Source organism: Pseudomonas sp. NFACC13-1 (assembly GCF_900104425.1).
Classification (GTDB): domain Bacteria; phylum Pseudomonadota; class Gammaproteobacteria; order Pseudomonadales; family Pseudomonadaceae; genus Aquipseudomonas; species Aquipseudomonas fluorescens_AA.
In genome coordinates this window covers 25,309-41,995 of sequence record NZ_FMXV01000026.1, presented here as the reverse complement: position 1 = coordinate 41,995, position 16,687 = coordinate 25,309, and the positions used below count along the sequence as shown (strand labels likewise).

The window sequence follows — 16,687 nt, the reverse complement described above, 5'->3', positions numbered from 1 at the left end:
TTGGGTGTTGTTTAGAAGTCGTAGGTCACGTCCAGCGAGGCCACGCGTTCCTGGCCGTAGTAGCAGCCGAACGAGTAGTTGCAGTGGGACACGTACTCGCGGTCGAAGACGTTCTGTACGTTCAGGCTGGTGGTGACGCCACGCAGGCTCGAGGTGGCCTTGCCCATGTCATAGCTGATAGTGGTGTCGAACACGGTGAAGGCCGGTACGTCGAACGAGTTGGCCGCGTCGCCCGGCTTGCGGCCGGTGTGACGGGCGCCTGCGCCGAAGGTCAGGCCATTGAGGACGGCCTGGGTGAAGTGGTAGTCGACCCACAGCGTGGCGGAGAACGGTGCCTGTTGCTCGCTGCGGTTGCCCTCGTTGCCGTAGTTGTCCTTGGTGTAGAACGAGTCGAGGTAGGTGGCGGCAGCCATGACGTCGACGTTGTCGACGGTGGATTTGACTTCCAGTTCAACCCCCCGTGAACGCACCTGGCCCGACTGGATCGAGTTCTGCGGATCGGCGGGGTCGGCGGTGACCAGGTTCTTCTGTTTGATCTGGAACACCGAGGCGGTAATCATCGTCTTGTCGAACGGCTGGTACTTCACGCCCACTTCGTATTGTTCGCCTTCGGTCGGCTTGAAGGCGTCGCCGCTGGCGTCCGTGCCCGTGGTCGGCAGGAAGGATTCCGAGTAGCTGATGTACGGCGCCAGGCCGAAATCGGTGACATAGGTCAGGCCCACCCGGCCGGTGAACTTGTTGTCGCGCAGTGAGGAAACGGTGCCCGCCAGCAGGTCCTTGTTGTCCACTTCGGCCCAGTCCTGGCGGCCACCCACGGTCAGGATCCACTTGTCCAGCTTGATCTGGTCCTGCAGGTAGACGCCGGTCTGGCGAACGGTGTTGTCCCACTTGGTGTCCAGCGTTGGGGTTACGCTGCCGGTGTCGTAGTTGTTGTTATTGCCGTACAGGTCGATCGGCGCGACGTTGTAGGCGTTGTAGCCATCGTACTTACGGTTGAAATGCCGATAGTCCACGCCCGCCAGGGTGGTGTGTTCCAGGGCGCCGGTATTGAATTTGTATTCCACGTTGTTATCGACGGTGTAGGCGGTGTTGTGCTGTTGCCAGTCGAGTTTTACCCGGTTGGCCTGGGTCTGGTCCGTGACGCCACCGGTGGTGACGAAGCTGCGCAGGTAGAAGCCCCGGTACTGGTCGCGCACATCGGTATAACGCGCAGTGGAGCGGAATTTCAGGTCATCGGTGATGTTGTGGCTGAAGTCGTAGCCCAGGATGAACTGGTCACGCTTGTAGTCGTTCCACCGCGTGTCGCCGGAGAAGAAGTCCCGGTCGATCCGCTGGCCGTTGGGGCCGCGCTCCAGGGAACCGATCCGCGGCAGCGCCTGGTAGTCCTCCAGGCCATCGTCGCGCTGGATCTGCGCCAGCACGGTCAGCGAGGTGTCGTCGTTGGGCGCCCAGGTCAGGCTCGGTGCCAGCAGCATGCGTTCGCTGTGGGTGTGATCGACCTGTTGGTTGCCTTTTTTCGCCACGCCGATGACGCGGTAGCTGAATTCCTTCTGGTCGTCGATCGGACCGCTGGTGTCGAACGCGCCGTTGACCCGGCTGTAGCTGCCCGCGCCCAGTTTGATCTGGCTGCGCTGTTCCGTGGTCGGGCGCTTGGAGACCATGTTGATCAGGCCGCCGGGCTGGTTCTGCCCGTACAGCACCGACGAGGGGCCCTTGAGCACTTCGATACGCTCCAAGGTGTACGGGTCGATTTGCGGCGCGCCGCCGAGGCTGCCGGCATAGGGCAGGTAGGCCCCGTCGAGGTACAGCGACGTCGGCGAGAAACCCCGGCTGGTGATCTCGTCGGCGATGGCGTTGCGGTCGGTGAAGCCACCGGTGTTCAGGCCCGGCGTGTAGCGCAAGGCCTGGGTCAGGTTGCGCGCGCCCTGGGTGGCGACTTGCTCGGCGGTGACGACGTTGATGGTCTGCGGGACTTCCAGGATCGGCGTGTCGGTCTTGGTGCCGGTGGCGCTGCGGGTGGCGACGTAGCCGTCCACCGGGCCGTAGGCGGTTTCGGCGGATTTACCGGTGATGGTCGTGGCGCCCAGTTCCAGCGAATTCCCCGTTGTCCTGGCGCGCACGCTGACCGTGTTGCCTTGGATGGTGAACATGACGCCGGTCCCCACCAGCATCTGCGACAACGCCTGCGCCGGCGACAACCGACCGCTGACCGGTTGGCTGCGCAGGCCCTGGACATCATCGGCACTGTAGAGCACTTGCATGTTCGATTGGTTGCTCAACGCCTGCAAGGCACTCGCCAGCGACTGCGCCGGAATGTTGAGATCGACTTCCTGTGCCTGGACCTGTGCGCTGAACGGCATGGCCAAGGCCAGGCTGAATGCGCTGGCGCTGAAGCCTGGTTGCAGCAGGCGGCGCATGATCAGTGCCTTGGTAAAACGTGGAATCCCCGGAGTTGCTGGCATGTGTTTCACTCTTGCAAGTTTTAGTTTTAATAGGGGTGTAGTTGTCATCAATTCTTAATTAGGACGCACGACCCAGAAAAAACCAGAATGAGAATCGTGATTATTTACGCCGATTGCAGTTCGGTGATCACCCGGCCGGCTTCCATGCGCACCAATTGGTCGGCCACGTCGAAGTAACGGTCGTCGTGGGAAATCACGATGATGGTCTTGCCCAGGCGCTTGAGGTCCGGCAGCAGCTCGGTGTAGAAAATCCGCCGGAAGGTCGGGTCCTGGTCGGCGGCCCATTCGTCGAACACCAGCACCGGGCGTTCTTCCAGCCACGCATTGACCAGTGCCAGGCGCTTGCGCTGACCGGTGGACAGGTCGGTGGTGGTGAAGGCGCCGTCGCGCACGCTGACCTTGTGGGCGATCTCCAGGCGTTGCAGGTATTTATTGGCGTCGTCCGGGATATGGGTGTCGCCCTGGACGATGTCGTCGAACAGGTAGTAATCGGCAAAAATCGTCGTGAACAACTGGCGATAATCGTCGCGGGTCACGGCCGTCACCACGTGGTCATTGAGGCGGATTTCCCCTTGCTGCGGCGCGTACAGGCCCAGCAGCAGCTTGATCAGCGTGGTTTTGCCGCAACCGTTTTCACCCACGATGAACACGATGTCGCCCTGATCGATCTTCAGGTTCACCGGTCCCAGGCGGAACGGCGTGGCGCCTTCCACCGCCGGGAAGCTGTAAGTCACATGGCTCAGTTCCAGGGTCTGCACCGGGGGGGTCGGCTGGCCTGGGTCGTTGAGCAACAGGTGCGGTTCAGGGGATGAAAACTGCTCCGACAATTCGGCGATGCGGCGGAAGGCGATCTGGGCGCGGCTGACGATCGGCAGGGTGCCGATCAGGTGTTCCAGCGGGCCTTTCATGTACAGCAACACCAGCACGAAACCGCTCATCACCGCCTTGTCGGCGCTCGGCCACAGTGATTGCAGGGCCAGGGCCAGGCCGATCACCACGAAGAACAGCATCGAGCCGAAGGTCTTGGCGATCACGAAAATGTTCACCGAGCGGATCTGCGTGTCGCAGATCTTGTCGGCGGTGTGTTCGATGCCCGAGACGAACATGCGTTGCCGCCGGGGGCGATGGATGCGCAGTTCCTTGGCGCCTTCGGCGATGGCGTTGTAGTGCTTCTGCAATTCGTCCTCGGAATCGCGAGCTTCCATGAAGCCCTTGATCCCACGACCGCGGGCGATGTACTGGACCACGGTGCCGATGACAATCGCCACGACCATCATCAGGAACATCGGCCACGACAGCATGGCCAGGTACCCCATGCAGCCGAGGGTGACGGTCAGGGAAATGGCCAGGGGGGCGAAGGCGAAGGCGAAATCGCTGATGGTGTCGACGTCGTGGGTCAGCACCGGGATCAGGCGATGGCTGCGGTAGCGTTCGATCTGCTGGATGGGCGCCGACAGGACTTTTTCCCCCAGCTCCTTGCGCAGCTTGGCGATGATCTTCTGGCCAACGTAGTTGGTGCCGATGTCGGAACAGATGGAGCTGACCAGGGCCAGCAGGCACAACCCGGCGAACACGCCCACCACGGTGTGGCTCAGCCCGCCTTCGGCGTGCAGCACCTTGTTGATGGTCGCCAGCAGCACGGTCACGCTCAGGCCACCGACCATGCCCAACAGGATGGCGCCGATGACAATCAGCCGGAAGGGTTTGAGCAGGGTGAACAATTCATTGATCACCCCGCGTTTTGGTTGGCTCATGGAGTTTCCCTGCTAGATGAAAAGGGCGAAGGCCATCGCGGGGCATTCACCGCATGGGCTGGAGGACGGCGGCACGCCGGGTTGGGGCGCGCCCACCTGTAGAACGATTGGTAGGGGAGGGGATTTAACGAGCCACACATTATTGTGGCGAGGGGATTTATCCCCGGCGGGCTGCGAAGCAGCCCCAATGAAACCACCGCGTTACTTCTGACTGATCGGTGTTGCCTGTTTGGGGGCTGCTTCGCAGCCCAGCGGGGATAAATCCCCTCACCACAAGGTTAACCATGTCCCCGGTCCAAACAGGTATTTGGGCGAGTCCGTTGATTACATATCCCGCGCCACCCGAAAACCGATCCAGTCCCCCCGATTGCCCGGCACCAGCGCGTTGCGGTTGCCGGAGCGGGAGAACACCGGCGCTTCGCCCCAGTCGTTGCCGCGGATGCGTCTGAATTCGCACTTGCCGGTCAGCCAGGCGCTGCCGTCGCTCGGGGCGCCCACATAGTTTTCGTTGTAGCAATCGGCGGTCCATTCGTAGATGTTGCCATGCATGTCGTACACGCCGAAGGCGTTGGGCGCGAAGCTGCCGGCCGGGGCGGTGAAGTTGTAGCCGTCGGCCGCGCCGTAGGTGTTGGCGTGCTGGGCGATGCTGTATTCCTTGCCTTCATCGAACGGGAAGGGGAACGGCCCGGTGCTGCCGCCGCGTGCGGCGTATTCGCGCAGGGACTCGCTGACCAGCCGGTATTGTTTGCCGGTTTTTTTCGACAGCCACGCCACGTAGGCATTGGCTTCGTCGAAGTCCATGCACACCGCCGGGTGCCGGTCGGTGTATTGCTTGCGCGGGTCGCTGCCCTGGTAGTCCGGGATGCCGGCCTTGCAGGCTCGACCGGGACGCTCATCGCCGTCGGGCATGGTGTAGCCGGTGTCGCGCAGGTAAGCGAACCATTCGCCCTTGAGCACCTGGAAGCGGCTGATCGCCACGGGCTTGGCAAACGTCACCGGGTGCAGCGGGCCTTCGTCGGGTTCGCGTCCCACTTCGTCGTCCGGGGTGCCCATCTGGAAGGTGCCGGTGGGCAGCACGACCATTTCCGGGCAATCCTTGCAGTCGCGAAAGACCTGGCCCGGTTGCGATGCCTGGGCGCCGGAGGGCAGCAGGGCGGCGAGGGCCAGTGCCGGGAGTAGCTTCAGCGAAAAACTGTTCATCCATCTCTCTCGATAAGGTCAAAAAGGTTCGGCTCAGAGCGTTTTGTCCAGCAACCCCATGAAGCGATCGATCTCGGCTTCGGTGTTGAGCAGCCCCGGTGCGGTGCGGACCACCGGTCCCGCATCGCGATGCACGGCGTCGGCGATCACACGGTTCTTCATCAGGTAGGCGGCGACTTCGTCGCTGTCGCGGCCCTTGACCCGGAAGAAGGTGAAGCCGGCGGACAACTCCGGGCTCATGGGGGTGATCAGCTCGATCTGCGGCTGTGCCACCAGCTGTTTTTTCAGGTAGCTGTTGAGGGCGTGGATCCGCGCCTGCACCTCGGCCTTGCCCAGTTGCAGGTGCAGCTTGAACGCTTCGTCGGCGGCCCAGCGATGCTCGAAGGCGTGATAGCCCCCCGGGGTCATGACGGTGGAGAACGTCGTGGCTTCGGAAAAGGTCGGAATGATCGGCGTGACGTACTTGAGTTCTTCACTGCGGCTGCACACCAAGCCGGTGCCGCGTGGGCCGAACATCCATTTGTGGGTGCCGGCAATGAAAAAGTCGCAATTCATGGCAGGGAAGTCGAGGTCTTCGACGCCGAAACCGTGCACGCCGTCCACCACATAGATGATCCGTTGTTCATCGCTGCGGCCTTGGTTGTGCTTGTCCACCAGGGCGCCGATCTTGTCGATGGGCAGCTTCACGCCGCTGCCCGAGTGCACCCAGGTCATGCCCAGCACCCGGGTTTCGGGGCGGATGTTGCGGTCGATGGCCGTGAGGATCTGTTCATGGCTGGCGTCGTGGGCGTTGTCGAACAGCTTGATCTTGCGCACCCGGGTGCCGCTGCGTTGGGTGCGCAGGTCGAGAATGGTGTGGGTGGCGTAGTGTTCGTGGGCGGTGGTGAGGATTTCCTGGTCGGCCGCCACGTGGACGCCGCCGTAGATGATCGACAGGCCTTCGGTGGTGCTGCCGGTGAGGGCGATCTGCTTCGGGCTGGCTTGCAGGTAACGGCCGGCCCAGATGCGGACGTTTTCCTCACGCTCTTCGGTGACGCCCAAGTCCCAGTCCATCAACAGCCCCGGGTTTTTATCCAGGGCGGCGCGGTGTCGGTCGATGGCTTCGCGCACCGGGCGCGGGTGGGTGGTGACGAGGAAGTTGGAAAAGTGCAGGTAGTCCGGGTCCTGGTTGAACAGCGAGCGCAATTGCGCCCATTTGTTCTTGGGTAGCGGCGCCAGGGGATCGGCGCTGGCCGTGGCGGGCAGGCTGGCGGCCAGGGGCAGGCCGGCGGCGAGGATCCCAGCCTGCTTCAGGAAGGTGCGACGCTCATTCATGGCTGGACCGCCTTCTGGGTCGAGGCGATGGCGGGGCGGGCGGCTTTCTGCACCTGATCCCAGACCCGCAGGAAATTGCCGCCCCACAGTTTGGCGATGTCGGCTTCGGAGTAGCCGCGGGTCAGCAGTTCGGCGGTGACGTTGCGGATGTCGCCGACGTTCTCCCAGCCTTTCACGCCGCCGCCTTCGTTGAAGTCCGAGCTGATGCCGACATGGTCGATGCCGATCTTGCGCACGGTGTAGTCGATGGCGTCCCCCAGGTCCTTGAGGCTGGCCTTGGGTTCTTCTTCGAGGATGCCGTAGAGCTGGCCGGCGTATTCGCCGAATTTCTGTTCCGGCCAGGCGGCGATGATCGGGTCGCCGGGCATCAGCGCCATCGCCAGGTTGGGCAGCGGCGGCAGGTCGAAGCGTTCGCGCAGGGCGTTGAGTCTGTCCTGGGTCTTTTGCGTCAGCGGGCGCAGGTACTGGGAGAAACCGACGATCTGCACCACGCCGCCGCTGGCCTTGATCAGCTGCATTTCCTTGTCGCTGAGGTTGCGCGGTATGTCCACCATCGCCCGAGGTGCCGAATGAGAGGCCACCAGCGGCGTGCGACTCAGTTGCGCGACTTGCTCCAAGGCCAGGGTCGACATCTGCGACACGTCGATGATCACGCCCAGGTCGTTCAGGCGCGTCACCGCTTGCTTGCCGATGTCCGACAGGCCGCCCAGGGCATCGGGCGAGTCGTTGAAGAACGGCAGTGGGCGGGAGGAGTCGGCCCAGTCGTTGTTGCCGATGTAGCTGAAGCCGAACATGCGCATGCCCCGCGCCGTCCACAGGTCCAGCAGGCTCAGGTCATGGCCGAGGGGGTAGGCGTTGAGCATGCTGATGAAAATCGCGAATTTGCCTTCGCCGTGCAGGCGGCGGAAATCATCCGGGGTGTAGGCGATGGCGACCTGGTTGGGGAAGTCCCGGACCAGGCCGGTGATGATCTTGTAGCGCACTTCCTGCTGGTTGCGCGCTTCCTCGACAAAACCGGCGGTGGGCTTGTGCGGCGCGTTGGGCCCGTTCCACAACTCCGGCCAGCCGAACACCGTGAGGGCCGCGCCGGACAGGTGGCCGCGGTTGGCTTTGACCAGATCGAACTGGCCACTGCCGTCCTTGTCGGCTTCATTGCCGGCGGTACCGAAATCCAGCGGCACGGTGATGTGGCTGTCGAAGGACAGCAGGCGCTCGTGCAGTTCCCTGGCCTCTTTCATCACTTTGACCGGGTAGCCGGGGTTGTCCCGCCACCAATGGTCCCAAGCCGCTACGCCCGCACCGACGGCCAACGCCAGGGCCAGGGGCAGGCCGATGAAAAGAGCCTTTTTCGAACGAGGTGTTGTCATTGCCGATCTCAGTCAGGTTCGCCTTGGAAGGACAGGCGCGGGGGCCTTTGCTATCTGGGGAGAACGAGTGGTCGGCAGGGAAATTTAGGCGCTCTCGGGGCCGCCATCGCGAGCAAGCTCGCTCCCACAATTTGGAATGCGCTCACCTGTGGGAGCGAGCTTGCTCGCGAAGGCGGCCTTGAAACCAACCTGATTTTTGGGAATGTACTCAAATCCATTGTGGGAGCGAGCCTGCTCGCGATGAGGTCTCCACTGCCTCCCTATAAATTTGTCAGCCTACCCCTCGTTCTAGCTTGGATAAAGCCCGCTCCAGGGCTGGACACAGGTAAGGCAATGACGATTTCTCGACGATGGTTCATGGCAGGCCTGGCGCTGACCGGTGCCGCCGTGCCTGCGGTGTATTACGGGCATCGCGAACTGACCCGGCCGGACCCGACCATTACCCCCGGCGAAGCCTCGTTCGACGTGGCGGACGTGGCGGGCCAGCGCCGGGCCGATACGTTGCGGGGCATCTGGACGATCCGTTTCACCGGCCGCGACGCCGGTCTCGAAGGCTTGCCGCAGGACGATCTGCAGATCTTCCTCGATATCGGCCAGAGGGGCCGTGGCCTGGTGGGTTACCTCGACAGCGCCGAACGCTTGCGCGGCGCCGAAGAGCCGCATTACCGGGTATTGGGCGACCTGGCCGGAACCGACCCGAAACAACTGAGCTGGCGGTTGATGGGGGCTCGGCACGACGCGCCGGACTATGAATTCATCATGACCCTGGACGAAGTCTGGGCCGGTTTCGGCAATGCCGGCAGCGCCACCCTTAGCGGCCGGGTGTTGCGCCTGGACCGTCCCTTGGCGTTGCCTGAACAGGACAATCATTTCATCGCCGTCAAGCAGCGCTTTCCCGAGGCGCGGGAGCGCACGCCGCTGAGCCCGGCGCTGCTGGCCTGGCTGGTGTCGCCCGAGCATCGGCTGTTCCACCAGCTCTGGCACGCCTCGCGGGACAAATGGCACACCCTGGACGAAGACAAGCGCAACGCCCTGCGCGGCATCGGCTGGCAGCCCGGCCCACGGGACCAGGAGCGTGATGCCCGCGGGCCGCGCAAGGATCGCAATGGCTCGGGCGTGGACTTCTTTTTCATGCACCGGCACATGCTCGGCACCGCCCGATCGTTCCAGGCGCTGCCGTCGTGGCCACGCTTTCCCTTGCCGCAACCGGAGCTGGAGCGCGATCGCCTGGGGTTCGCCCGCTACCTCGATAACCACGATGGCACGTCCTTGCCGCCGACCTGGTTGGCCGACGGCGACGAGCAGTACGCCCAGTGGGTCAGCGACATCAAGACCGCCGAGACCTACCACAGCAATTTTCAGGTCTGGGAATCGCGCTACCGCGACCCGCGCTACCTGTCGAAACTGAGCCTGGGCCAGTTTGGTTCGGAAGTGGAACTGGGCCTGCACGACTGGCTGCACATGCGCTGGGCCTCGGTGCCGCGCGACCCGTCCAACGGCCACCCGGTGCCGTTCGCCCGCGACCCGGCGGACTTCGCCCAGCGCTGGTACGCCCCGGAGAATGACTTTCTCGGCGATCCGTTTTCTTCCCACGTGAGCCCGGTGTTCTGGGCCTTCCACGGCTGGATCGACGACCGCCTCGAAGACTGGTTCCGCGCCCACGAGCGTTTCCACCCGGGGGAAGTGAGCCGGCTCGAGGTCAACGGTGTGCCCTGGTTCGCCCCGGGCCGCTGGGTCGAAATCGCCGACCCCTGGCTGGGCCCGGACACCCACGGTTGCAGCACCACCCCAGGGCTGCAGGCCGGGCGCTCGGTGGAGATGGACCCGGAAACCATGAAACTGGCCCTGCGCATCACCTTCGGCAGCGATGACAAAAAGCTCTCCGAACTGTTCCGCCGGGTGCCGCAACGGCCGTGGTATGCGCGCAATCTCAAGAGCAAATCCGTTTAACCTTTCCTATTGGATGAACACTGTTGTGGCGAGGGGATTTATCCCCGCTGGGCTGCGCAGCAGCCCCCAGAGCCGGCACCTCGGTGTGTCAGGTGTTTTTGAGGGAGCCGGTTTTGGGGCCGCTTCGCAGCCCAGCGGGGATAAATCCCCTCACCACAATGTCACTTGGCTTGAGGGTTGTGTTGTAAGGGCTTTTAGCGCGGCGCGGCGATGTCCAGGGCGCGGTTTGCCAGCAGTTCTGCCAGCTCGATCATTTGCTGGATGCCCAGCGCAAAATGGCGCCGCGAGCCTTCCAGTTCAAAGGCCTGCTCGCTTGCCATGACGTTGACCGAAGCGAGGGTCTCGCTGAGGTTGGCCAGCAGGCATTCCATGTCCGCGCCTTCTGCCACGGTGAACAACTGGCCCGGTGGTGGGTTGGGTTTTTCGGGTTTGGGGTCGAGGTAAAAGGCGAGGGCGCGGTCGGCGGCATCGTTGAGTTTTTTGGACTCGTCTTCGGGGGGATTGGGGGTGATCTTGAACATGGTGCAGCTCCTGATTATTCAAAGGGCGCTGCCAGACATCACTTGCAGATGATGGGTGGCAGCTATGCGCGGGTCTGCAAGACCGGGAAACCAGGAACCCGGTAGACCCGAAGGTCTCCCGCACACAGCCGCCATTGAGCGACACGGATGTGTCGATTGGCTTGTGGCTATGCGCCTGGTATTTCGTCGGGCTTGCAGACCCGATCACTGATGGGCAGTGACGGGAAACAAGTTATCGATGGGGTGCCAAGCGCACAAGCCGGCGGATTCTGGCGTAGTTGTAGGCAATGACGCAAGGCAACGTAGCCTCGCTCGGGAGTCCTACATGGCCGGATAAACAGAACCCAAGCCGAACACCCTTTATTGGGCGGGGAATTATCTGTGGCGAGGGAGCTTGCTCCCGCTGGGTCGCGAAGCGGCCCCAAACCGGCCCCCTCACAACCTCTGTCCCACCGAGGTGCCGGCCATTGGGGCTGCTGCGCAGCCCAGCGGGAGCAAGCTCCCTCGCCACAGGCGTACTTGGCTTGAGATTGACCTCAAGTGAACACCTTTGTGGTTTGAAGGTGTGTTCGAGGCCTACATCACCCGCCAACCCCCACCCAGCGCCTTGTACAACGCCACGCTCGCCTGTACCCGCGCCAGCCTTAACTGCACGTTCATGTCCTGGGCGGCGTACAGCGTGCGTTGGGTTTCCAGCACGGTGAGCAGGTCTTCGGCGCCGGCCTGGTAGCGGCGCTGGGCGATGTCGAAGGCGGTCTGGGCCTGGTGCAGTTCTTCACTTTGCCATTGTCGTTGCTGGTCGAGACCGTGGATGCCGTTGAGGGCTTTTTCGACGTCGGCGAAGCCGTTGATGATGGCGGCGCGATAGAGCTCCAGCAGTTCCTCCTGGCGGGCGGTGGCTCTGTCCCGTTCGGCACTCAGGCGGCCGTTGTTGAAGATCGGGGCGGCCAGGCCGGCGGTGAGGTTGTAGACGTTGTTGCGCAGCAACTGGTCGGCGATGTCGGCGCCGGTGGCCAGGCTCAGGCCCAGGGTCATGGCGGGCAGCATGGCGGCGCGAGCCACGGTGATGTCGGCCTGGGCGGCAGCGAGGCGCGCTTCGGCGGCGGCGATGTCCGGGCGGCGGCGCAGCAGTTCGCTGGGCACGCCGGCGTCGATGGCAGGCCAGTGCAAGCGGTCGAAACGGTCGTCGTCGAGCCTGACCGACTGCACCGGTTGCCCCAGCAGCGTCGCCAGGGTGATCACGGCTTCCCGGGCCTGTTGCTGCACTTGGGGTACGCGGCGTTGCTGGGCCGCCACCAGGCTTTTTTGCTGGGACAGTTCCAGGGCCGTGGCGCTGCCGGCGTCGTAGCGGGTCTGGACCAGGTCGAGCACGCGCTGGGCGTTGTCGAGGTTCTGTTCGGCGATGCGTTGTTGCTCGCGCAGGGACAACGCCTGGGTGTAGCTGTTGGCGACGCCGCTGAGCAGGGTCAACTCCACGGTCGCCCGGTCGAACTGGCTGGCCGACAGCGTGCTCAGCGCACTGTCCCGGGCCGCCCGCTTGCCACCCCAGAAGTCCAGCTCATAGGTGGCGCTGAGGTTGGCGTCGTAGTAGTCGATGGTGCGGTTGTCCCGGTCCACGTCCAGTTGGCTGTAGCCTTTGCCGTGCAACAATTCCTGGCGATTGCCGTTGAGCCCGGCCGTGACCGCCGGCAGCAATGGCGCTCCGGCGATCACTGCGCTGGCCTGTGCCTGGCGCACCCGGGCCATGGCGGCGGCCAGATCGTGGCTGTCCCGGCGCGCCTGTTCGATCAGGCGGTCCAGCTGGGGGCTGCCGAAGTGCGTCCACCATTGCTGGTTATCCGCTTGGGCGCTGGGTGTATCGAGGTGCTGCCAGGCCGGTGGCGGCTGGATGCCGCTGTCCGGTGCCGACGCCGGGGTGGCGCAGGCCGCCAGCAACAGGCTGGCGGCCAGGAGGGTCAGGTGCGCTTTCATAGGGTGGGGTTCATTCACTGGTGAGGGCCGCGACCGGGTCGAGGCGGGCGGCCTTGCGGGCGGGCATGAAGCCGAAGACAACGCCGGTGACCAGGGCGCAGCCGAAGGCGCCGAACACCGCCAGCCATTCGAAGGCCACGGCGATCTTGCCCAGCAATAAGGCGCCACCCACCAGCAGGGCCAGGCCGATACCGGCGAGCCCGCCGACCACCGAGAGCATCACCGCTTCGGTGAGAAACTGGCGCAGGATGTCGCGCTGCCGGGCGCCGGTGGCCATGCGGATACCGATCTCCCGGGTCCGTTCGCGCACGGTCATGAGCATGATGTTCATCACGCCGATGCCGCCCACCAACAGCGAAATCGCCGCAATGGCCCCGAGCATCAGCGACAGCGTGCCCTGGGTGCGGGCTTCGGCCTGGATCATCGCGGCGTTGTTGGTCAGCTCGAAATCCTGTTTGCCGTCGTGCAGGCGCAACAGGGTGCGGGAGACCGCCTGTTCGGCCTCCTTGACCTTGCCCGCGTCCCGGGCGGCGATCACCACGTATTCGGGATGGCGCGTGCCGAACAACCGCACGCTGGCGGCGGAGTAGGGCACGGCGATGCGATTGTCGGCGTCCGAATCCCCGGAGCTGGCACCTTTTTCCGCCAGCACGCCGACCACCTGGAACGGCATGTTCTCGATCAGGATGTAGCGGCCGATGGGGTCGGCGACGTCCTTGAGCAGTTTCTGCCGGACCTTGTGGCCGATCACCGCCACCGCCGCGGCGCCCCGTTCGTCGGCGTCGCTGAAGTAATTGCCCTCGGCCACCGGCCAATTGAAGATGGCCGGGAAATTCGTGTCGTTGCCGCCGACGTAGCTGGTGTGGTCGAGGTTGCCGAAACGCACGCTGGCTTCGGCACCGTTGACCGGCATGATGCGCTGCACCTCGGGCAGGTCGGCGAGGGCGGCCAGGTCGTATTCGCTGATAATGCCCTTGGCGGCTCGTGGCGTGGGCGCGCTGCCGTTGAGGTAGATGATGTTCGAGCCGAACGCGCCCATCTGGGCCATGACCTGGCGCTTGCTGCCTTCGCCCACGGCCAGCATCACCACCACCGAGGCCACGCCGATGACAATGCCGAGCAGGGTCAGGGCGGTGCGAAAGCGATTGATCCACATCACCCGCCACGCCGCCTGTACCGCGTCCACCAGTTCGCCTTTCCAGGCGCCGTTGTGTTCGCTGCCGGCGCTCAGGCGCTGGCGCAGGTCCACGGCTTGCAGGGCTTTTGGATTGGCGTGCACCTCGTGTGGCAACGAGGGGGCGCTGTCACTGATGATCAGCCCATCGCGGATCTCGATGATGCGCTTGGCCCGGGCCGCCACCTCGCGGTCATGGGTGATCAGAATCACCACGTGGCCCTGGCTCGCCAGTTCGTCGAGCAACGCCATGACCTCGATGCCGCTCTGGCTGTCGAGGGCGCCGGTGGGTTCGTCGGCGAGGATGATGTGGCCGCCGTTCATCAAGGCCCGGGCAATCGACACCCGCTGCTGCTGACCACCGGAGAGTTGATGGGGGCGGTTGCCGGTACGGCTGGCCAGGCCCAGGCGGTCGAGCAGGGCACCGGCCCGGGCGTGGCGCTCGGCGGCGGAGGTGCCGGCATAGATGGCCGGCATCTCGACGTTTTCCTGGGCGGTGCCGGACGGGATCAGGTGATAGCCCTGGAACACGAAGCCGAACGCTTCGCGCCGCAGCCAGGCCAGCTCGTCACTGCCCAGGCCGGCGACGTCTTCGCCGGCGAAACGGTACTCACCGCTGGTGGGGCGGTCGAGGCAGCCGAGGATGTTCATCAGGGTGGATTTACCGGAGCCGGACGCCCCGACAATCGCCAGGAATTCCCCGGCGTGAATGGACAAATCGATGCCGCGCAGCACCTCCACCCGAGGGCTGTCGCCACCGCCGTAGGCCTTGCGAATGTCCCGTAGTTCGATCAGGGGCGTGTTCATTCAGCCTCCGCTGCCACCGGCCGGGCCGATCAGCACCCGGTCGCCTTCGCTCAGGCCGTCGACAATCTGCGTGCGCAGCCGATCGCTGACGCCGGTGCGAACGGTGCGCGGCTGGACGTCGCCATTGTCGGCCAACACCCGCACCTGACCGGCGTCCTGCAGGGCGGCGATGGGCACGGTCAGCACGTCCTTGGCCTGGCCGGCGACGAAAAACACCTGGGCGGTCATGTCGGTCATCAGCGCGCGGTCGGCGTTGTCGACGTCCAGCAACACGGTGTAGAGCACCACCCGCTCGCTGCCGCTGCGGCCTCCGGTGGGGCTGCCGCCCTGGCTGGCCTCCAGCGGGCGCGGCGGCACGGGGAGGATCTGGCGAACGGTGCTGCTCCAGCGACGGCTGCCGCCGGCCAGGGTGGTGAAGTAGGCGGTCATGCCCGGCTTGACGTGGCCGATGTCGGCTTCCGAGACTTCGGCCCAGACCGTCATCGGCGACAGCCGGGCGATGCGCAGGATCAGCGGGGTTTGCTGCTGGGCGTTGAGGGTCTGGCCTTCCCGGGCACCGACGGCGACCACGGTGCCGCTCATCGGCGCATAGATGCGCGTGTAGCCCAGCTCGGCCTCGTCGCTGCGCAGGCTGGCCTGAGCCTGGCGGATCTGGGCCTGGAACATGTCGATGCGCGCCTGGGTCGCCCGCACTTCGGCCTGGGCGGTCTGTACGTCTTCCTCGCGGGTGGCGCCGCCGGCCTTGAGTTGCTGCTGGCGGCGGAATTTCTGCTGCGCCAGGTCGTGCTGGGCACGCTGTTCCTGAAGCTGGGCCTTGAGGTTCTCGATCGAAAAACGCCCGGCGTCGAGCCTGGCTTTTTGCGTGGACGGGTCGATCTCCACCAGCAGTTGGCCTTCGCGCACCTCGTCGCCGGCCTCCACGTGAATCTTCTGGATCTGCCCGGACGCCTGGGCGCCGACGTCGACATAACGCCGCGGTTGCAAGGTGCCCAGGGCGGTGACGCTGTTTTCGACATCGCCACGGGTGACGGGTGCGGTGACCAGGGGCGCTCGGCTGGGCACCACCGCTTGCCACGCGGCGAAGGCCACGGCCGGAAGCAGGGCGAAGGTGAGAAGCCAGGCGCGTCGGGTAGGGCGGGGACGTTTCATGCAGGGTTCCGGCCGGTGATATCGGGCCCGTCCCAGCAAGGGCAGGGACGGGGGGCTGTTCTGGTAAACGAGCGCTTTGGACGGGAATTTACTGGCTTGAAACACTTGGTAGCAGGTTGGCGAATCAGCCGAAGCGACCCCGAACCCTGTGGCGAGGGAGCAAGCTCGCGCTGGGCTGTGTAGGAGCTGGCGAAGCCTGCGATCTTTTGATCTTTCGCTTGAGACTCGAGTGTCTGGGGAAGATCGCAGCCTCGCTCCGCTCGTCAGCTCCTACAGGCTCAGCGGGAGCAAGCTCCCTCGCCACAAAAGCCAGGGGCCGACACCTCGTCAACTGAACGAATCAACCCCGATACAAACCAACGCTTTAAATCTATATGAGAATTACTATAAATTACGCGATTGAATTTGCCATTATCGTGCCATGCCCTTTTCAGGCTTGCCGGGTGGCACAGGGATAGCTGGCGCGGCCATTGCGCACGGGAGTCATGTTGGAAAACTACTATCGCGAGCTGGTGTGTTTCCTGAACGCCAGGCTAGGCAACCGCCAGGCGGCCGAGGATGTGGTGCATGACGCCTATGTGCGGGTGCTGGAGCGTGCCAGCGACACGCCCATCGAACAGCCTCGGGCGTTCCTCTACCGCACGGCGCTGAACCTGGTGATCGACGGGCACCGACGCAACGTCCTGCGCCAGGTCGAATCCCTGGATGTGCTGGACAGCGAAGAGCGCTTCTTCACGCCATCGCCCCACACCAGTCTCGACCATGGCCAGCGCCTGGACATGCTGCAACGGGCCCTGGCCGAGCTGCCGCCGCTGTGCCGCGAGAGTTTCCTGCTGCGCAAGCTCGAAGGCCTGTCCCACCCGCAAATCGCCGAGCGCCTGGGCATTTCCCGGGCATTGGTGGAAAAGCACATCGTCAACGCCATGAAGCACTGCCGCGTTCGCGTGCGTCAGTGGGACGCGCCCTGATTCGAGCGTCGCCGGTCACCCGGCGGTAAATTTTTTTTCACTGTCCTCGT

General features: G+C 64.3%; 11 protein-coding genes. 2 read left to right on the top strand and 9 right to left on the bottom strand.

All coding sequences use genetic code 11. The annotated features are described in order from the left end of the window. Positions 1 to 11: 11 nt before the first annotated feature. The 5 genes from BLQ55_RS25050 to pvdM form a co-directional block, all read right to left on the bottom strand. Complete coding sequence (locus BLQ55_RS25050; RefSeq protein WP_092204198.1) at positions 12 to 2,462, bottom strand: TonB-dependent siderophore receptor; 2,451 nt, start codon at positions 2,460 to 2,462, stop codon at positions 12 to 14. A 104-nt stretch (positions 2,463 to 2,566) separates the two neighbouring features. After that, a complete protein-coding gene (locus BLQ55_RS25045; RefSeq protein ID WP_092257860.1) occupies positions 2,567 to 4,216 on the bottom strand; it encodes a cyclic peptide export ABC transporter in 1,650 nt (549 codons plus the stop codon). Positions 4,217 to 4,540: 324 nt separating this feature from the next. Further along, positions 4,541 to 5,416, bottom strand: coding sequence for a dihydropyoverdine dehydrogenase (locus BLQ55_RS25040; RefSeq protein ID WP_092257857.1), 876 nt, complete (start codon positions 5,414 to 5,416; stop codon positions 4,541 to 4,543). 33 nt (positions 5,417 to 5,449) lie between these two features. Next, positions 5,450 to 6,730, bottom strand: coding sequence for a pyoverdine-tailoring periplasmic protein PvdN (locus tag BLQ55_RS25035; protein ID WP_092257854.1), 1,281 nt, complete (start codon positions 6,728 to 6,730; stop codon positions 5,450 to 5,452). Continuing rightward, on the bottom strand, positions 6,727 to 8,097 hold the full coding sequence (pvdM, locus tag BLQ55_RS25030; protein ID WP_092257851.1) for a pyoverdine-tailoring dipeptidase-like protein PvdM: 1,371 nt from the start codon (positions 8,095 to 8,097) through the stop codon (positions 6,727 to 6,729). Before pvdM ends, BLQ55_RS25035 begins: the two co-directional genes overlap by 4 nt. 333 nt (positions 8,098 to 8,430) lie before the next feature. Here pvdM and BLQ55_RS25025 point away from each other — a divergent pair, with 333 nt between their 5' ends. Then, entirely contained in the window at positions 8,431 to 10,047 is a 1,617-nt protein-coding gene (locus tag BLQ55_RS25025) for a pyoverdine maturation tyrosinase PvdP (protein WP_092257848.1), read from the top strand. Positions 10,048 to 10,241: 194 nt separating this feature from the next. On the opposite strand, the gene BLQ55_RS25020 is transcribed toward BLQ55_RS25025, so the two are convergent. The 4 genes from BLQ55_RS25020 to BLQ55_RS25005 form a co-directional block, all read right to left on the bottom strand. Then, positions 10,242 to 10,568 (bottom strand): DUF6124 family protein, encoded by a 327-nt coding sequence (locus BLQ55_RS25020; RefSeq protein WP_092257845.1) that lies wholly within the window; start codon positions 10,566 to 10,568, stop codon positions 10,242 to 10,244. Positions 10,569 to 11,144: 576 nt separating this feature from the next. Further along, entirely contained in the window at positions 11,145 to 12,539 is a 1,395-nt protein-coding gene (locus tag BLQ55_RS25015; protein WP_092257841.1) for an efflux transporter outer membrane subunit, read from the bottom strand. Between the two features lie 10 nt (positions 12,540 to 12,549). Next, entirely contained in the window at positions 12,550 to 14,520 is a 1,971-nt protein-coding gene (locus tag BLQ55_RS25010) for a MacB family efflux pump subunit (RefSeq protein ID WP_092257838.1), read from the bottom strand. Continuing rightward, positions 14,521 to 15,669 (bottom strand): efflux RND transporter periplasmic adaptor subunit, encoded by a 1,149-nt coding sequence (locus tag BLQ55_RS25005; protein WP_092257835.1) that lies wholly within the window; start codon positions 15,667 to 15,669, stop codon positions 14,521 to 14,523. A 485-nt stretch (positions 15,670 to 16,154) separates the two neighbouring features. On the opposite strand from BLQ55_RS25005, the gene BLQ55_RS25000 reads away from it, so the two are divergent. Then, positions 16,155 to 16,637 carry a sigma-70 family RNA polymerase sigma factor gene (locus BLQ55_RS25000; RefSeq protein ID WP_092257832.1) on the top strand — a complete coding sequence of 161 codons (483 nt, stop codon included), beginning with the start codon at positions 16,155 to 16,157 and terminating at the stop codon, positions 16,635 to 16,637. Positions 16,638 to 16,687 lie beyond the last annotated feature (50 nt).

Coding starts and splice junctions, on each gene's coding strand:
- BLQ55_RS25000 (WP_092257832.1), top strand. CDS start 16,155: ATGTTGGAAAACTACTATCGCGAGCTGGTGTGTTTCCTGAACGCCAGG.
- BLQ55_RS25010 (WP_092257838.1), bottom strand. CDS start 14,520: ATGAACACGCCCCTGATCGAACTACGGGACATTCGCAAGGCCTACGGC.
- BLQ55_RS25025 (WP_092257848.1), top strand. CDS start 8,431: ATGACGATTTCTCGACGATGGTTCATGGCAGGCCTGGCGCTGACCGGT.
- pvdM (WP_092257851.1), bottom strand. CDS start 8,097: ATGACAACACCTCGTTCGAAAAAGGCTCTTTTCATCGGCCTGCCCCTG.
- BLQ55_RS25035 (WP_092257854.1), bottom strand. CDS start 6,730: ATGAATGAGCGTCGCACCTTCCTGAAGCAGGCTGGGATCCTCGCCGCC.
- BLQ55_RS25040 (WP_092257857.1), bottom strand. CDS start 5,416: ATGAACAGTTTTTCGCTGAAGCTACTCCCGGCACTGGCCCTCGCCGCC.
- BLQ55_RS25050 (WP_092204198.1), bottom strand. CDS start 2,462: ATGCCAGCAACTCCGGGGATTCCACGTTTTACCAAGGCACTGATCATG.
- BLQ55_RS25015 (WP_092257841.1), bottom strand. CDS start 12,539: ATGAAAGCGCACCTGACCCTCCTGGCCGCCAGCCTGTTGCTGGCGGCC.
- BLQ55_RS25005 (WP_092257835.1), bottom strand. CDS start 15,669: ATGAAACGTCCCCGCCCTACCCGACGCGCCTGGCTTCTCACCTTCGCC.
- BLQ55_RS25020 (WP_092257845.1), bottom strand. CDS start 10,568: ATGTTCAAGATCACCCCCAATCCCCCCGAAGACGAGTCCAAAAAACTC.
- BLQ55_RS25045 (WP_092257860.1), bottom strand. CDS start 4,216: ATGAGCCAACCAAAACGCGGGGTGATCAATGAATTGTTCACCCTGCTC.